Annotated in this window: 12 protein-coding genes; 6 read left to right on the top strand and 6 right to left on the bottom strand. The window is 64.6% G+C overall.

Annotated features, from left to right (window positions below; all coding sequences use genetic code 11):
* Positions 1 to 120: 120 nt before the first annotated feature.
* Genes tcuA through tcuB form a run of 3 tightly spaced genes read left to right on the top strand, consistent with a single transcriptional unit; the run spans position 121 to position 3,673 of the window.
* On the top strand, positions 121 to 1,512 hold the full coding sequence (gene tcuA / locus A3M7_RS0142985) for an FAD-dependent tricarballylate dehydrogenase TcuA (RefSeq protein ID WP_027549437.1): 1,392 nt from the start codon (positions 121 to 123) through the stop codon (positions 1,510 to 1,512).
* A 27-nt stretch (positions 1,513 to 1,539) separates the two neighbouring features.
* The gene (locus A3M7_RS0142980; protein ID WP_027549436.1) at positions 1,540 to 2,568 is read left to right on the top strand and encodes an esterase; all 1,029 of its coding nucleotides are present in this window, start codon (positions 1,540 to 1,542) and stop codon (positions 2,566 to 2,568) included.
* Positions 2,569 to 2,572: 4 nt separating this feature from the next.
* Positions 2,573 to 3,673 (top strand): tricarballylate utilization 4Fe-4S protein TcuB, encoded by a 1,101-nt coding sequence (gene tcuB, locus A3M7_RS0142975; protein WP_027549435.1) that lies wholly within the window; start codon positions 2,573 to 2,575, stop codon positions 3,671 to 3,673.
* Between the two features lie 4 nt (positions 3,674 to 3,677).
* Here the strand turns inward: tcuB and A3M7_RS0142970 are convergent, their stop codons facing one another.
* Both A3M7_RS0142970 and A3M7_RS0142965 read right to left on the bottom strand, forming a co-directional pair.
* Positions 3,678 to 4,352 carry a triacylglycerol lipase gene (locus A3M7_RS0142970; RefSeq protein ID WP_027549434.1) on the bottom strand — a complete coding sequence of 225 codons (675 nt, stop codon included), beginning with the start codon at positions 4,350 to 4,352 and terminating at the stop codon, positions 3,678 to 3,680.
* Positions 4,353 to 4,357: 5 nt separating this feature from the next.
* Positions 4,358 to 7,762, bottom strand: a complete 3,405-nt coding sequence (locus A3M7_RS0142965; RefSeq protein ID WP_027549433.1) for an acyl-[ACP]--phospholipid O-acyltransferase — start codon at positions 7,760 to 7,762, stop codon at positions 4,358 to 4,360.
* A gap of 674 nt (positions 7,763 to 8,436) precedes the next feature.
* On the opposite strand from A3M7_RS0142965, the gene A3M7_RS48155 reads away from it, so the two are divergent.
* The gene (locus tag A3M7_RS48155; RefSeq protein ID WP_027549431.1) at positions 8,437 to 9,057 is read left to right on the top strand and encodes a TetR/AcrR family transcriptional regulator; all 621 of its coding nucleotides are present in this window, start codon (positions 8,437 to 8,439) and stop codon (positions 9,055 to 9,057) included.
* A gap of 14 nt (positions 9,058 to 9,071) precedes the next feature.
* Here A3M7_RS48155 and A3M7_RS0142950 read toward each other — a convergent pair whose 3' ends face one another.
* From A3M7_RS0142950 to A3M7_RS0142940, 3 genes are all read right to left on the bottom strand, one after another.
* Complete coding sequence (locus A3M7_RS0142950) at positions 9,072 to 10,379, bottom strand: GGDEF domain-containing protein (RefSeq protein ID WP_027549430.1); 1,308 nt, start codon at positions 10,377 to 10,379, stop codon at positions 9,072 to 9,074.
* A 246-nt stretch (positions 10,380 to 10,625) separates the two neighbouring features.
* Positions 10,626 to 11,930, bottom strand: a complete 1,305-nt coding sequence (gene pncB, locus A3M7_RS0142945) for a nicotinate phosphoribosyltransferase (protein WP_027549429.1) — start codon at positions 11,928 to 11,930, stop codon at positions 10,626 to 10,628.
* A gap of 79 nt (positions 11,931 to 12,009) precedes the next feature.
* Positions 12,010 to 12,939 (bottom strand): LysR family transcriptional regulator, encoded by a 930-nt coding sequence (locus tag A3M7_RS0142940; RefSeq protein WP_027549428.1) that lies wholly within the window; start codon positions 12,937 to 12,939, stop codon positions 12,010 to 12,012.
* Between the two features lie 95 nt (positions 12,940 to 13,034).
* On the opposite strand from A3M7_RS0142940, the gene pcaH reads away from it, so the two are divergent.
* Entirely contained in the window at positions 13,035 to 13,823 is a 789-nt protein-coding gene (gene pcaH, locus A3M7_RS0142935; RefSeq protein WP_027549427.1) for a protocatechuate 3,4-dioxygenase subunit beta, read from the top strand.
* 4 nt (positions 13,824 to 13,827) lie between these two features.
* The gene (pcaG, locus tag A3M7_RS0142930) at positions 13,828 to 14,454 is read left to right on the top strand and encodes a protocatechuate 3,4-dioxygenase subunit alpha (protein ID WP_027549426.1); all 627 of its coding nucleotides are present in this window, start codon (positions 13,828 to 13,830) and stop codon (positions 14,452 to 14,454) included.
* 23 nt (positions 14,455 to 14,477) lie between these two features.
* On the opposite strand, the gene A3M7_RS0142925 is transcribed toward pcaG, so the two are convergent.
* Positions 14,478 to 15,089 (bottom strand): NYN domain-containing protein, encoded by a 612-nt coding sequence (locus A3M7_RS0142925; protein ID WP_027549425.1) that lies wholly within the window; start codon positions 15,087 to 15,089, stop codon positions 14,478 to 14,480.
* Between the last annotated feature and the right edge of the window lie 67 nt (positions 15,090 to 15,156).

Raw genomic sequence — 15,156 nt, 5'->3', positions numbered from 1 at the left:
GAGATGCCGCTTGCGCAGCTTCTGTATATCTTTGTATACAAAAGTACGCAATGGCGGACCGGTTGACCGAGGCCGCCGGCGAGCAGAATGTCTCCAACTTCGTCGCATCGGGCAGACGGCATGAGCAGCAAATACGACGTGCTGGTGATCGGCGGCGGCAATGCGGCGCTGTGCGCGGCGATCGCGGCGCGTCGGGGCGGCGCCTCGGTGCTGGTGCTCGAAGGCGCGCCAAAATTCTATCGCGGCGGCAACACCCGCCATACCCGCAACATGCGCTGCGCCCATGACGCCGCCACCGAAATCCTGACTGGCCCCTACACCGAGGAGGAGTTCTGGGAGGACCTGCTGCGCGTGACCGGCGGGCAGACCGACGAAGTGCTGGCTCGCCACATGATCCGCGAATCCAAGGACATCCTGAACTGGATCGTGGAGCAGGGCGTGCGCTGGCAGCCCTCGCTCGGCGGCACGCTGAGCCTCGGCCGTACCAACTCCTTCTTCCTCGGCGGCGGCCGCGCGATGCTGAATGCGCTCTACCTCACCGCCGAGCGGCTCGGCGTCGATGTCGAATACGATGCCGAGGTCATCGACCTCGTGATCGAGGACGGGATGTTCCTGGCCGCCCGCCTCAAACGGCCGATCAAGGGCGAGACCGAGATCCGCGCGACGTCGCTGGTCGCCGCGGCCGGCGGGTTCGAGGCCAACATCGAATGGCTGAAGCAATATTGGGGCGATGCCGCCGATAATTTTCTGATCCGCGGCACGCCCTACAACCGCGGCTCGATCCTGAAGATGCTGCTCGACAAGGGCGTGCAGGAGGTCGGCGATCCCACCCAGTGCCATGCGGTGGCGATCGACGCCCGCGCGCCGAAATTCGACGGCGGCATCATCACCCGCCACGACTCCGTGGTGTTCGGCATCGTCGTCAACAAGCACGCGCAGCGCTTCTACGACGAGGGTGAGGACATCTGGCCGAAGCGCTACGCGATCTGGGGCCGGCTGGTCGCGGCGCAGCCCGACCAGATCGCCTACATCATCTTCGATTCCACCGTCGTCACGAGCTTCATGCCGACGCTGTTCCCGCCGATCGCCGGGCAGACGGTCGCCGAACTCGCCGGCAAGCTCGAGCTCGATCCGGCCGCGCTCGAAAAGACCGTCACCGAGTTCAACGCCGCGGTGCGGCCCGGCACCTTCGATCACACCATCCTCGACGACTGCCGCACCGAGGGCATCACGCCGCCGAAGACGCATTGGGCGCGGCGGATCGAGACGCCGCCCTATCTCGCCTATCCGGTGCGGCCCGGCATCACCTTCACCTATCTCGGCACGCGTGTGACCAGGGAGGCGCGGATGCTGATGGCCGACGGCAAGCCGTCGGCGAACATGTTCGCGGCCGGCGAGATCATGGCCGGCAATGTGCTCGGCAAAGGCTATGCGGCGGGCATGGGCATGACCATCGGCAGCGTGTTCGGGCGGATCGCAGGACGGGAAGCGGCACGCCATGCGAAGAACTAGAATGAAGAAAAGACTCTGGGAGGAACCATGTCACGCATTGCCATTGCGTCGATCGCGACCCTGCTGATCGTCGGCCACGCCCGCGCCGCCGAGCCGATCACCCTGCGCGACATGGGTTCGTTCCATGTCGGTGGGCGTCTTGTTGAAATCTCCGGCAAGCCGGTGAAAGAGGTCGTGTTCGCGCCTGGCGGCGTACCGGCCAAGGTCGATCCCAACGGCACCTATCAGGTCGAGCAGATGTACGTGCAGTATTTCCTGCCGGCGAACGAGAAGGGGGCCTATCCGCTGCTGATGTGGCATGGCGGCGGACTGACCGGCGTCACCTACGAGACCACGCCGGACGGACGCGAAGGCTGGCTGAACTATTTTCTGCGCAAGGGGTGGGCGGTCTACAATTCCGACGCGGTGGAGCGCGGACGCGCGGGCTGGGCGCAATACCCCGACATCTTCAAGAGCGAGCCGGTCTTCCTCACCACAGCCAATCCGTTCGAACGTTTCCGCATCGGCGATGGGCCAAGTTCCTACGATCCCGATCCCGCCAAGCGAAAGGTGCTGCCGGGCAACCAGTTTCCCGTCGAGGGCTACGAGAATTTCGTCAAGCAGAACGTGCCGCGCTGGACCACGACCGACGATGCGACCATCGCCGCCTATATTGCCGAGATCGATCGCGTCGGCCCCTCGGTGATCCTGTTCCACAGCCAGGCCGGCAGCTTCGGCTTCAAGGTCGCGCAAGCCCGGCCTGACAAGGTCAAGGCGCTGATTGCGATCGAGCCGGCCGGCATCGGCGATCCCGCGAGAGCGGATGCGCTGAAGAACATTCCGACCCTGATCATCTACGGCGACTATATCGAGCACGATTCGCGCTGGCCCAAAATCCGCGCCAACGGCATCGCCTTTGCGGACGCCATCAAGGCGGCCGGGGGCAGCGTCGACATCGTCGACCTCCCGCAGGCCGGCATCAAGGGCAATTCGCATATGGTGATGATGGACAAGAACAACCTCGAGGTCGCAGCCCTGATCCAGAAATGGCTCGAGGGAAAAGGCCTGACGAAGTAAAGCCATGCACGGAACCAGAATTTTGGACGAAGCTGACCGCCTGATGACGGTCTGCAATTCCTGCCGCTATTGCGAGGGATTGTGCGCGGTGTTCCCGGCAATGGAGATGCGCCGTGCGTTCTCCGACGGCGACCTCAACTATCTCGCCAATCTCTGCCATGCCTGCGGCGCCTGCTACGTCGATTGCCAGTTCTCGCCGCCGCACGAATTCAACGTCAACGTCCCGCAGACGCTCGCGGTCGCGCGCGCGGAGTCCTATGCGGCCTATGCCTGGCCGCAGGCGCTGTCCGGCGCCTTCGCGCGCAACGGCCTCGTCATCAGCATCGTCGCTGCGCTCAGCATGGCGCTCTTCATCCTCGGCTTCGCCGCCCTGAACGACCGCGGCGTGCTGTTTGGCGTCCATACCGGGCCGGGCGCATTCTACAGACTGATGCCCCACAATGCGATGGCCGCGCTGTTCGGCGTCGCGTTCCTCTATGCCATCCTCGCGCTGGTCATGAGCGTGCGCGCATTCTGGCGCGATATCGGCACGCCGATCGGCGGCCGCGCCGACGGCGGCTCGATTGTCCAGGCGATCCGCGATGCCGGTGAGCTGCGCTATCTCCATGGCGGCGGCGTCGGCTGCTACAACGAGGACGACAAGCCGACCGACCGGCGCAAGCTCTATCACCACCTGACGTTCTACGGCTTCCTGCTGTGCTTTGCCGCGACGTCCGTCGCGACGCTCTATCACTATCTCCTCGGACGCGAGGCGCCGTATCCGTGGTGGGATCTGCCCGTCGTGCTCGGCGCGCTCGGCGGCATCGGCCTCATCGTCGGGCCGATCGGCCTGTTCGTCGCGAAACTGCGCGGGGCGCCGGAGCTGCTCGACGAGCAACGCTACGGCATGGATGTCGGCTTCATCGCCATGCTGTTCCTGACCGGTCTCACCGGCATGCTGCTTCTGATCCTGCGCGAGACGGCCGCCATGGGACCGCTGCTGGCGCTGCATCTCGGCGCGGTGTTCGCACTGTTCATCACCATGCCCTACGGCAAGTTCGTGCACGGCATCTATCGCTTCGCGGCGCTGGTGCGCTATGCACAGGAACGGCGGATGGCGCCGTGAACGGCTACGCCGACTGAAAACGGCCTTCGCGCAGGAAGGCGATCGTCTGTGCGATCGCGGCGGCGTGACGCGGCAGCCCGGTGTGGGACGCCTTCACCACGATATGCTCGGCCATGCCGCTCAGCATCGCGCTCTGCACCGAGACCCGGCCGTCGTTGGGCTTCGGCAGGACGAAGAGGCCGGCGACGGGATCGATGAAGCGGCTTCCTGCGATCACCCCGACGGGATAGTCGATGGCGGGGAGGGTATTCGGCGCGGTTGCAGGCGTGGTGGTGAGCTCGAGGCCGGCTGGCCCGTAGAATGCGCGGTAGGGCAGAAATCCCTGCAGGAGATCAGCGACCTCGCTGCCGCTGTTCGGCGTGCCCAGCATCACGACGCGGGCAAGCCGGGCCGGGCGGTGTCTTGCGATGTAGGCGCGCGCCACGAGGCCGCCCATCGAATGCGCGACGAAATGCAGCGGCGCGTCACGTTCGGCGAAGCTGACGATGGCCGGATGGATATCGTCCGCAAGCGCCGCGATCGGTTTGCTGCGGCTGGCATAGTCGATGTTGAGCGTCGCGAACCCACTCGCCTGAAGCGCTCGTTCGAGCCTGGCCAGGGATGCCGAGGTACGCGCGATGCCGTGAAGCAGAACCACTCCCGGGCATCGCGCACTACCTGTTTCAGACGCCTTGTGCATCTGGCTTACGCCACGTCGCGCTCCGGCGCGGACGCCTGCTCACGGGCCATCGTCGTTGCCGTGACATAGTCGGTCTTGCCGGTGCCGAGCAGCGGCACCTTGTCGACCACCATGATCGCGGCGGGAACGGTCAGCTCGGACGCGCCGATCGCCTTGGCTTGGCCCTGCATCGCGCTGCGCTCGGCGTTCTTCTCCGTCGTCAGCAGCACGATGCGCTCGCCCTTGCGCTGGTCGGGGATCGACACGGCGACCGAGCCGGCCTGCGGCCACAGCGTCGCTGCGATGCTTTCGACCGCCGACAGCGAGACCATTTCGCCTGCGATCTTGGCAAAGCGCTTGGCGCGGCCCTTGATGGTGATGAAGCCGGCCGCGTCGATTGCCACGATGTCGCCGGTGTCGTGCCAGCCCTCAGCGAGCACTTCGAGCACGCCGGGATTTTCGGCCCGCAAGTAACCGAGCATCACGTTCGGTCCGCGCACGGAGAGGCGGCCACCTTCCTCGATGCCGGGGACCGGATCGAGGCGGCTTTCCATCAGCGGCGACAGGCGGCCGACCGTGCCGGGACGGTTGGCCATCGGCGTGTTCATCGCCAGCACCGGCGCCGTCTCGGTGACGCCATAGCCCTCAAGGATGCGGATGCCGTAGCGCTCCATGAACACCTGCCGCGTGCGATCCTTGACCGCTTCGGCGCCGGCGATCACGAGACGTAAGGTGCGGAAGTCATAGGCATGCGCCGAGCGCGCATAGCCGGTGAGGAACGTATCGGTGCCGAACAGGATCGTGGCGCCGGTCTGGTAGATCAGCTCCGGCACGATCCGGTAGTGCAGCGGTGAGGGGTACATGTAGATCGGAATGCCGGCGAGCAGCGGCATCATCATTCCACCGGTCAGCCCGAAGGAGTGGAACACCGGCAGCACGTTGAACACCTTGTCGTTGGCGTTGGCATCGACGCGCGCCAGCGCCTGCGCCGCATTGGCGAGGATGTTGCGGTGGGACAGCACCACGCCCTTGGGCGTGCCTTCCGAGCCCGACGTGAACAGTACGACGGCCGGATCGTTGGCCTGGCGGACGACACGCGGCGCTGTGCCTGCGAGCAGGCCCTTGATCTTGTCGGCCGTCCCGATCGAGGCGCGGACATCCTCAAGATAGACGATTCGCGCCTCCGCGGAGATTGCGGTCATCAGCTTGTCGAGCTTGCCCTTCTCGATAAAGGCCTTCGATGTCAGCACGGTCTTGACCTGCGCGGCCTTCATGGCGGCAAGCACGTTGACCGGGCCGGCGGAGAAGTTGAGCATTGCCGGGACCCGGCCGATGTTTTGTAACGCCATGAACACGACGGCGACGCCCGCGGAGTTGGGCAGCAGCACGCCGACATTCTCGCCGACGGAAGTGCCGTTCTCCAGCTTCCGGCTCAAGACCTGCGCGCCCAGGATCAGCTTGCGATAGGTCAGCTTGGTGCCGAGCGCGTCCTCGATGATGACCTTGCCGGTGTCGCGGTCGCGATAGGCGTGTCCGAGCGCTTCGAACAGCGAGTGATCGAGCATGGCGTTCTTGACGAGAGCGTCAATCATCACGTCCTGGAGCGCGGCGCCGGCGGCATTGCGGCGCGCCTTGCCCTTCAACGACGGATCGACCGGCAGCTTGACTGGCGGCAGGATCGTGACCGTCACCCGCGGAAACCACGAGCGCTTGATCTGGCTGCTGTTGAGATAGCTCAGATGCGAGCGCTGTGCGCCTTCGATACGAACCGGCACGACCACGGCGTCGGCCTTGTCCGCAATCATCGCGGTGCCGTCATAGACCTTCATCAGCGAGCCGGAGACGGTGATGCGTCCCTCCGGGAAGATGACGACGGGCTCGCCGGCGGCCACCAGCTTGATCAGGTCGCGCGCGGCCAGCGGCTTGGTCGGGTCCATGGTGTAATGCTTGACCACTCGCAGGAACGGCTTGGCCCACCAGGCCTTGGCGATGCCGGTATCGACCGCGAAGCTCGCGTCGATCGGCAGCACGGCGTGCAGCAGCGGGCCGTCGATCAGGCTGACATGGTTCGGCGCGATCAGCATGCGCGTTCCTGATGGCGGCAGGTTCTCGAGCCCGCGCACCTCGGTGCGGAACAGCGCGCGGAACAAGAGCGCGCCGAAGTCGCGCACGCCTTCCTTGCCCCACTTGGTCAGCACGAACCACACCGCGCCGAAGCTGGCGGCGCCGAGGCCGAAGAAGATCCAGCCGATATGGAGGCCAGTCGCCTGCAACAGCGCGACGAACAGCGAGCCGACCACCATGAAGGCGGCTTGCAACACGTTGCCCGCGGCGATGATGCGGGCGCGCTCGGACGGTGCCGACCAGGCCTGCACGGCGGCGAAGGAGGGAACGACGAACAAGCCGCCGCCGAATGCAAAGGCGACGAAGTCGATCAGCATGCGCAGGCCGGCGAACGAGGTTGCGAAGTCGAGCGCGGTGATCTCGTGTCCCTTGCTGGTCACGCCGATGGCCCAGGCGAGGTCGAGGCCGGCAAATCCCATGATGATGGCGCCGATCGGCACCAGCGCGAGGTTCGGGCGAACGTGGCTCAGTTGCGCCGCGAACAGCGAGCCGATGGCGATGCCGATCGCGAAGATCGCCAGACACAGCGTCACCACGCCTTCGGTGCCGCCGACGACCTCCTTGACCAGCGCCGGCAGCAGCGACAGCACGATGGCGCCGACCAGCCAGAACCAGGAGACGATCACGGTGCCGTCCCACAGCCGGTGGTCGGCATGCAGCGTCTTGAGGAGGCTGAGCGTCGAGGTCCAGGGATTGGCGTTGACGGGCAGATCGGGTGCGGACGGCGTTGTCTGCGGAATGCGGGAAGCGAAAGCCCAGGACAATAGGGCCAGCACGACCACGGCCGATGCGACCCAGCCCATATGGGCGGAGCCGGCCACGAACTGGCCGCCGGCGACGGTGCCGAGCAGGATGGCCATGAAGGTGGCGCCTTCGACCAGCGCGTTGCCGGTCGCGAGCTCGCCGAGCTCGAGCTGGTCCGGCAGCATGGAATATTTCACGGGGCCGAACAGGGCGGCGATGATCCCGAACAGCGCGAGCGCTGCGAACAACAGCGGCACCGAGTGCAGGAAGAAGCCGGCGGCGGCGAAGCAAGCGGCGAAGATCTCGGCGAATTTGAGCCGTCTTGCGACGACGGATTTGACGTATTTGTCGGCGAGCTGGCCACCGAGCCCGGACAGGATGAAATAGGGGAAGATGAAGACGGCGCCTGCCACCGTCACCAGCGCATCGCCGTGGCCGGTCGCGGCACTGTAAAGCAGGATGATGACGAGTGCGTTCTTGAGCACATTGTCATTGAGCGCCGAGAAGAATTGCGCCCAGAACAGCGGCGCGAAGCGGCGTGACGACATCAATTCCCTGATCATGACTAGTCCTGTTTTGGAAAGGCAGCCTGAGGTTGTTTCGGTGGCGGTGAAAGCGTCACGACCGGAAGGGCATGGGACGAACGATTGCAGAGTGACGATTGTCGTCGGCCTGCCTCTGTCCCCTCGATCCCTCCGATCCTGTTGGTCTCCTAATGGTCTCGTTAGGTTCGCAAATTTCCGGTTGCGGCCGCGTCGGCTCTGGGTGGGAGGGCCGCGCTGACCCGGATATGCGACGGGCCGTGAGCAAAAACTGAACCGTACCGGTAAGGCCCGCGACATCGGCTGCGAATGTCGGCAAATGGTAAGTCCTTCATTGCAGCCTTTTCTTGCATTCGAACCGCTTCGCGGCGCGCGTCTCAGGTGAGATGGGCGAGGTGGCGAAAGGGCGAGAAGCGACCAAGCAGGCTGAACCTGCGGCCTTCACGACGGACGCGGCTACGGTTGGCGCGCCACATCCGGAAGGTCGCGCGGCGCTCGGCGAGCACGCCGGCAATGTCGCAGGCGTTTGCGATGCGATCGATCGGCGTCATCGCGAGCTTGAGGGCGGCCCGGCCAAGGCCGGTCACGAGGGCGGCGGCGTCATCGATGAAGGTGGTGACGATATCAACAGCGAGGGTTTGCATTTTGCAGGTCTCCGGGTTAAATTGAACAATGTTCACATTGGTAGCTTGAAAATGAACAATGTTCAAGAAGAATCGTTGCGGGACCAGAAAAAAAATCGCCGCAGGGTCCAGATCCTGGAGATCGCCCGCGGCATCATTGCCACTAAGGGCTTGAGATCACTCAAGGTTCGGGACGTCGCCGAAGCCGCCGGTTGCTCGGTCGGCAGCGTCTATAACGAGTTCGGCGACTTCGACGGGGTGATCCTGACCGTCAATCGGGAGACGGTTCAGGCGCTCACGGCACGGCTTGCCGGGGTTCCGGCCGAGGATCCGGTTCGCCAGCTCTACGGGCTTGCCGAGACCTATCTCGAATTCTTTGCGGAGCATGCCAATTTGCTGCGTTCGCTGTTCGAGCATCGGATGGAGGACGATCGCCCCTATCCGGACGACATCCTTCAGATGGTGATGGACGCGTTCGCGCTGATGCACCCGCCTCTGGTGCGGCTGCTACCGGAAGCGGACGACGTGAGGATCGCGCTGCTGTCGCGCACCCTGTTTTCGGCGGTGCACGGCATCATCTCGCTCGGTCTCGAGGAGCGCATGGTGGCCGTGCCGCCCCAGTTGCTGCGCCAGCAGGTTGAGCAGTTCCTCGACGCGCACCTCGCGGGCCTTGGGATTCTGCCTTTGCGGTGACAGGGCGAGCAGCCTCAGGCCCGTGCAGCTTCGCGTGGCCGTGCTGCAATGAGGACGACGTCGGGCCGCACTCCGTCGACCTGAATCCGGTTGCGTCCCTTTTCCTTGGCGCGATAGCAGGCGGCATCCGCGCGCCGCATCGCGTCCTCGAGCGTGGTGTCGCGGTCGGTGATGCAGGTGATACCGATGCTGGCGGTCACTGCAAAGCAACGATCGTCCCAGGCGAAGCTGAACAGCTCGAGCGATCGCCGCAGCCGTTCGGCGATGTCGGCTGCGTCGAACGGCGAGCACTGCGGCAGGATCAGGCCGAATTCGTCGCCGCCGAGCCGGGCCACCAGATCATGCGGCCGCCGGTCTTGTTGCAGGAGGCGCGAGACCTGGCAGAGCAGGCGGTCGCCCGCCAGATGGCCGCAGCTGTCGTTGACGTTCTTGAACTGGTCGAGGTCGAGCAGGATCAGGCCCAGCGAGCCTGCCGCAATATTGTCCAGCTCGCCTTGCAGGCGGGCCTCGAAGGCGCGGCGGTTGGCAAGGCCTGTCAGCCAGTCATGCGAAGCCTGCCAGGCCAGGCGCTCCTTCTCGGCATGCAGGGCATCCTCGAATGCCTGTCGTTGCAGCACCAATCGCCGCGTGTGCCAGATCAGGAGCAGAATCAGTATCACGGCGGTGACGATGTTGATGCAGGTCAGCGTCAACTTGATCGCGCGGGAGCCTTCGCCCAGGACCGTGGAGAAGCGGTTCGCATGTACCGTGAACTGGGTGTTGAGCTCCGAGAGCCGCGACGACAGGAACTGCAGGCGGCTGCCATCCCGAACGGGGCCGTTCTCCAGCTCCGACCGGATGACCTCGCCGAACACGCTCAGCTCCAGCAGCATGGGATCGGTGGCGGTCCACTCGCGGATGGCTTCCTGGAGGAAGCTGACGCGGTTGAAATAGCGAAACAGCCAAATCAATCCCGGAACGTCATCGGGATGGTTGCCGCCCTGCAGGAAGCCGATGCGGGCGGCCTCGACGTCGACCGGATCGCGCTCGAGCGCCCAGCGAGCGAACTCGTCGCCGATGGGAACGGCGAGCGAGGCCTGGTATTGCGCGAACTGGCTCTTGTCGCCCGAATGCAGATAGCGATTGAGGAAATAGACGGCGTTCTTCTGCGAGCGCGACCATAGCGCTTCGCCCGCGACATAGGCGCGGACCGATGACATCACCTCGAGGCTGAATCCCGCAATCGTCGCCTGGAGGACGACGACCATCACGAAAGGCGAGACGAGCTTGATGACGTGAAGGAAGCTGTGTCCCTTCGTCGACGTCGATGTTCTCCGAAACACCCTCAGTTCCCCAAATCGATCAACGACCCCAGCGGAGTGTTGCGCCTGCAACGCCAAGTAGAGGAGATGGTTGCTTAACTCGCCCTGAAAGAGACGAGAGACTGCATCGCAGGGTGAAGGCGTCGTGAAGTGGATGCGTGCAGATCGTTGCAAATGCCGACAAACCGGAACCTGTGCGGCATCGGCGAACCAATGCGTCGCATTCGTCCCGCGCGGTTTACTTGATCGAGAGAGTTGGGGCCGGTGCTAGACCAGCACCGGCTTGCGCACGCGGCCGGCGTCGCCGAACACCCGCAGGTAACGCTCGATCTCCGAGGGGAGGCCGGTCGCCTTCTCCGGATTGTCGGAGAGCTTGACGGCCGGACGACCGTCGGCCGACGACACCTTGCAGACCAGCGAGATCGGATCGAGATTGAACGAGCCGTCCGGGGTGCAGCCGACGAAGTCGTTGGTGAGGTTGGTGCCCCAGCCGAAGGAGAGCCGCACGCGGCCGGTGAAGTGGTGATAGGTCTCCTCGATCGAGCCGACGTCCATTGCGTCGGAAAAGACGAGCAGCTTGTCCCTGGGGTTGCGGCCCTTCTTCTCCCACCAGGCGATGATCTCCTCGCCGGCCTGGATTGGCGGCGCGCTGTCGGGGCGGAAGCCGGTCCAGTCGGCGACCCATTCCGGCGCATCGCGCAGGAAAGCTTTGGTGCCGAAGGCGTCGGGCAGCGCGATCAGCAAATTGCCGCCATAGGTCTGACGCCACTGGTCGAGGATGCGATAGGGCGCCCAGCGCAACTCCTCGTCGTCCTTGGCGAGCGCAGCCGCGACCATCGGCAGCTCGTGCGCGTTGGTGCCGATGGCCTCGAGATCGTTGTCCATCGCGAGCAGCACGTTGGAGGTGCCGATGAAGGAGGGGCCCAGGCCTTCCTTCACCGCCTCGACGCACCAGCGCTGCCAGAGGAAGCCGTGACGGCGGCGGGTGCCGAAGTCGGAGAGCCTCAGGTTTTCCAGTTTGCGCAGCCGCTCGACCTTGGTCCACAGCTTGGCCTTGGCGCGGGCGTAGAGCACGTCCAGCTCGAAGCGGCCGCGGCCCTTGATCGCCGCGCGCGAGCGCAGCTCGTTGAGGATCGCGAGCGCCGGAATCTCCCACATCGTGGTGTGGGTCCACGGCCCGTGGAAATGTATTTCGTACTGGCCCTCGACCTTGCGCAGCTCGTATTCGGGCAGGCGGAATTCAGCGAGCCAGCGGATGAAATCCGCCGAGAACATGTGGGTCTTGCCGTAGAAGGTGTTACCGGCAAGCCAGATCAGCTCTTTCTTGGTGAAGCGGATGGTGCGGGCATGGTCGAGCTGGGCGCGCAGCTCGCCCTCGTCGATGATCTCGGCGAGCCGCACATGGCGCGAGCGGTTGATGACCGAGAAGGTCACCCGCCGATCCGGGTAATCTTCCCGAATCATCTGCAACATCAATAGCTTGTAAAAGTCGGTATCGAGCAGGCTGCGGATGATGGGATCCAGCCGCCAGCTGTGATTGTAGGTCCGGCTCGCAATATCGGTCACTGTCATGGGGCAATTCTAGCGTGGCTGCCGCAAGGCAACCAGTGGGTTCGGCGGAGGGCAGGCTTCCGCGAACCGTGACCGAGGCTCAGTCTCCGGCGGCCGTCGCCGCCACGGTCTCGAGCTGGCTCCTGATCCAGCGATGGGCCGGGTCCTTCTGGTAGCGCTGGTGCCAGACCATGAACATCGGCAGCTCGGCCAGCGTCCGGGTGCGCGAGGCCAGTGGTATCAGCGTTTGCGCGAAGCCCTGCATGACGCCGGACGCGAGCAGGCTCGGCATGCTCGCGAGCATCTGCGATCCGCGCAGGAACGACGGCACGCCTGAAAAGCTCGGCACGGAGATGGCGATGTCGCGGTGGAAGCCGTTCGCCGCCAGCCGCCGGTCGAAGTCGAGCCGCTCATTGTCGGTATAGACCACGGTGATGTGGCGCGCTGCGAGATAGGCGCTGCGGCCGGCGGGCGCCGCGCGTGCCTTTGGATCGAAATAGCAGACGTAGTGATCGCTGAGCAGGCGCTTCTGCACGATGTCGATGCCGGATGGCGGCAGCGGCGTGATCAGGAGATCGCAGCGGTTCTCGCGCAGCATCGCGGGCGAGGGCGATTGCGAGGGGATCACGCGCAGGTTCAGGCCCTTCACCTGGCTGGCGACATGGCCGAAGAAGCGCGGCAGCAGGAGGTCGCGCTGGAAGTCGTTGGCGGCGACCGTCAGCGAAAGCTGGGCCTGCGCCGGCTCGAAGCTGACGCCACCGGCAAAGCTGCGCATCTCGTCGATCAGTGCCCGCGCCTTCGCGGCCAGCGCCTGCGCATGTGCGGTGGCAACGATGCCGCGGCCCGACTTGGCGAACAGCGGATCGCCGGCGATCCGCCGCAGCTTGTTCAGGGCGTGGCTGACCGCGGATTGCGTCAAGCCGAGACGTGTGGCGGCTGCCGTCACCGAACCTTCCTCCAGTACGGCCAGGAACAGTTCGAGGGCATGGCCGTCGAGGGCCAAATGATCGATTTTCTTCATGGAATTCATTATAATCGATCTATTTATCTTGAGAATAGACCGTCCCATGATCTCCCGATAAGCCGTGCGCCCGGACCGGAGCGCCCAAGGGAGAGACAACGCCGATGAATGCCCAGGCGCCAGCCTTGCAGGATCCCCGCCTCAACCGCCCCGAGCCGTTCACGCCGCCGCTCGGCGATGGTGGCTTCTTCCAGCGCGATCGCTCGATCCATCCGCCGGCGCATGCGCCCGGCTACAAATCCTCCGTGCTACGCTCGCCGCGCCAGGCGCTGTTGTCGCTGGAGAATTCGGTCTCGGACATCACGGGGCCGGTGTTCGGCCACAACGATCTCGGCCCGCTCGACAACGACCTGATCCGCAACTACGCCAAGGACGGCGATCCCGTCGGCGAGCGCATCATCGTCCACGGCCGCGTGCTGGACGAGACCGGCCGCGGCGTTCCGAACACGCTGGTCGAGTTCTGGCAGGCCAATGCCGGCGGCCGCTACCGGCACAAGAAGGACACGTATCTGGCGCCGATCGATCCGAATTTCGGCGGCTGCGGCCGCGCGCTGACCGACGACACTGGCTACTACTATTTCCGCACCGTGAAGCCGGGCCCTTATCCCTGGCGCAACTACGTCAACAGCTGGCGTCCCGCCCACATCCACTTCTCGGTGTTCGGCTCGGGCTTCGCGCAGCGCCTGATCACCCAGATGTACTTCGAGGGCGATCCCCTGATCCCGGTCTGCCCGATCCTGACGACGATTCCGGACAAGGATGCGCTCGACCGCCTGGTCGCGCCGCTCGACCTCAACGCCTCGACGCCGTTCGATTCGCTCGCCTACCGTTTCGACATCGTCCTGCGCGGCCAGCGCTCCACCTATTTTGAAAATCGCACCGAGGGGAACTGAGCCAATGCCGCAGCCGCTCAACTATCTCAAGGAAACCGCCTCGCAGACCGCCGGCCCCTACGTCCACATCGGCCTGATCCCGGCCATGGCCGGCTTCGATATTTTCGAGAAGAACTTTTCCAACGTGCTGGTGACGCCGAATACGCAAGGCGAACGCATCACGCTGGAAGGCAGGGTGCTCGACGGCAGTGGTACGCCGCTGCGCGACGTGCTGCTGGAAATCTGGCAGGCCAATGCGGCCGGCCGCTACAATCATCCGGCCGACCGCTCGGCCGGCGCGCTGGAGCAGGAGTTTCGCGGCTGGGGCCGCGCCGGCTCCGACTTCGACAGCGCGCTCGTGAGCTTCGAGACCATCAAGCCCGGCGCCATCACCGACAAGGCGGGGCGCAAATGCGCGCCACACGTCAATGTCTGGATCGTCGCGCGCGGCATCAATATCGGCCTCAACACGCGGCTCTATTTCTCGGATGAAGAGGCCGCCAACGCCGCCGACCCCGTGCTCAACCTGATCGAGCAGCCGGCCCGGCGCAAGACATTGATCGCCACGCGAAGCGAGCGCGCCGGCAAGGTCGTGTATTCCTTCACGATCAATTTGCAGGGGCCGGAGGAGACCGTGTTCTTCGACGTCTGAGCGTCGGACGGCCCCCCGCAGGATCACTCCACCTGGTCGCCGCGATCGATCGCTACGCGCGAGAGGAATTGCGGTAACTGACGCATCTCGCGCGATCCCGGCCGATTGGCCGGATCGCGCCCCACTTTTGGTTTCAGTTCTGCCAAATCGATGAATATGTCCGCCTGTCGGCGCAGGTCGTCGGCGACCATGGCGGGCTGAGTGGAGAGCGTGGAGACGACCGTCACGCGGACACCGCGGCGCTGCAGGGCTTCCACCAGCGAACGAAAATTCCCATCGCCCGAGAACAGCACGATCTGATCGACGTGCTCGGCGAGCTCCATCGCATTTACGGCGAGGTCGACATCCATGCTGCCCTTCACCTTGCGGCGGCCGGTGATCGCGTCGACGAATTCCTTCGTGAGCTTGGTGACGACGGTGTATCCGTTATAGTCGAGCCAATCGATCAACGGGCGGACTGACGAATACTCCTGATCCTCGACGACGGTCGTGTAGTAGAAGGCCCGCAACAGCGCGCCTCGGCTTTGGAATTCGCCGAGCAGACGCCTGTAATCGATGTCGAAGCCGAGCGCCTTGGAGGTGGCATGGAGATTGGAGCCATCGATAAAGAGTGCAATCTTCCCATTCGAAGGCATTATGCAAAAATCTCCAGTTGTACGCGAAAGTACTGAAAGCGCCGATGGCTTGCTGAAAAAAGCAGCG

The organism is Bradyrhizobium sp. WSM2254 (assembly GCF_000472645.1).
In the GTDB taxonomy this organism is placed as follows: Bacteria; Pseudomonadota; Alphaproteobacteria; order Rhizobiales; family Xanthobacteraceae; genus Bradyrhizobium; species Bradyrhizobium niftali.
The sequence above is the reverse complement of the archived record's forward strand: the minus strand, read 5'-3'. Positions and strand labels throughout refer to the sequence as shown.

What these genes read in the sequence shown, in the direction of transcription:
- tcuA (WP_027549437.1), top strand. Translation starts at nt 121, where the DNA reads ATGAGCAGCAAATACGACGTGCTGGTGATCGGCGGCGGCAATGCGGCG.
- A3M7_RS0142970 (WP_027549434.1), bottom strand. Translation starts at nt 4,352, where the DNA reads ATGCACAAGGCGTCTGAAACAGGTAGTGCGCGATGCCCGGGAGTGGTT.
- A3M7_RS0142925 (WP_027549425.1), bottom strand. Translation starts at nt 15,089, where the DNA reads ATGCCTTCGAATGGGAAGATTGCACTCTTTATCGATGGCTCCAATCTC.
- A3M7_RS48155 (WP_027549431.1), top strand. Translation starts at nt 8,437, where the DNA reads ATGAACAATGTTCAAGAAGAATCGTTGCGGGACCAGAAAAAAAATCGC.
- A3M7_RS0142965 (WP_027549433.1), bottom strand. Translation starts at nt 7,762, where the DNA reads ATGATCAGGGAATTGATGTCGTCACGCCGCTTCGCGCCGCTGTTCTGG.
- A3M7_RS0142940 (WP_027549428.1), bottom strand. Translation starts at nt 12,939, where the DNA reads ATGAATTCCATGAAGAAAATCGATCATTTGGCCCTCGACGGCCATGCC.
- tcuB (WP_027549435.1), top strand. Translation starts at nt 2,573, where the DNA reads ATGCACGGAACCAGAATTTTGGACGAAGCTGACCGCCTGATGACGGTC.
- A3M7_RS0142980 (WP_027549436.1), top strand. Translation starts at nt 1,540, where the DNA reads ATGTCACGCATTGCCATTGCGTCGATCGCGACCCTGCTGATCGTCGGC.
- pcaG (WP_027549426.1), top strand. Translation starts at nt 13,828, where the DNA reads ATGCCGCAGCCGCTCAACTATCTCAAGGAAACCGCCTCGCAGACCGCC.
- pncB (WP_027549429.1), bottom strand. Translation starts at nt 11,930, where the DNA reads ATGACAGTGACCGATATTGCGAGCCGGACCTACAATCACAGCTGGCGG.
- pcaH (WP_027549427.1), top strand. Translation starts at nt 13,035, where the DNA reads ATGAATGCCCAGGCGCCAGCCTTGCAGGATCCCCGCCTCAACCGCCCC.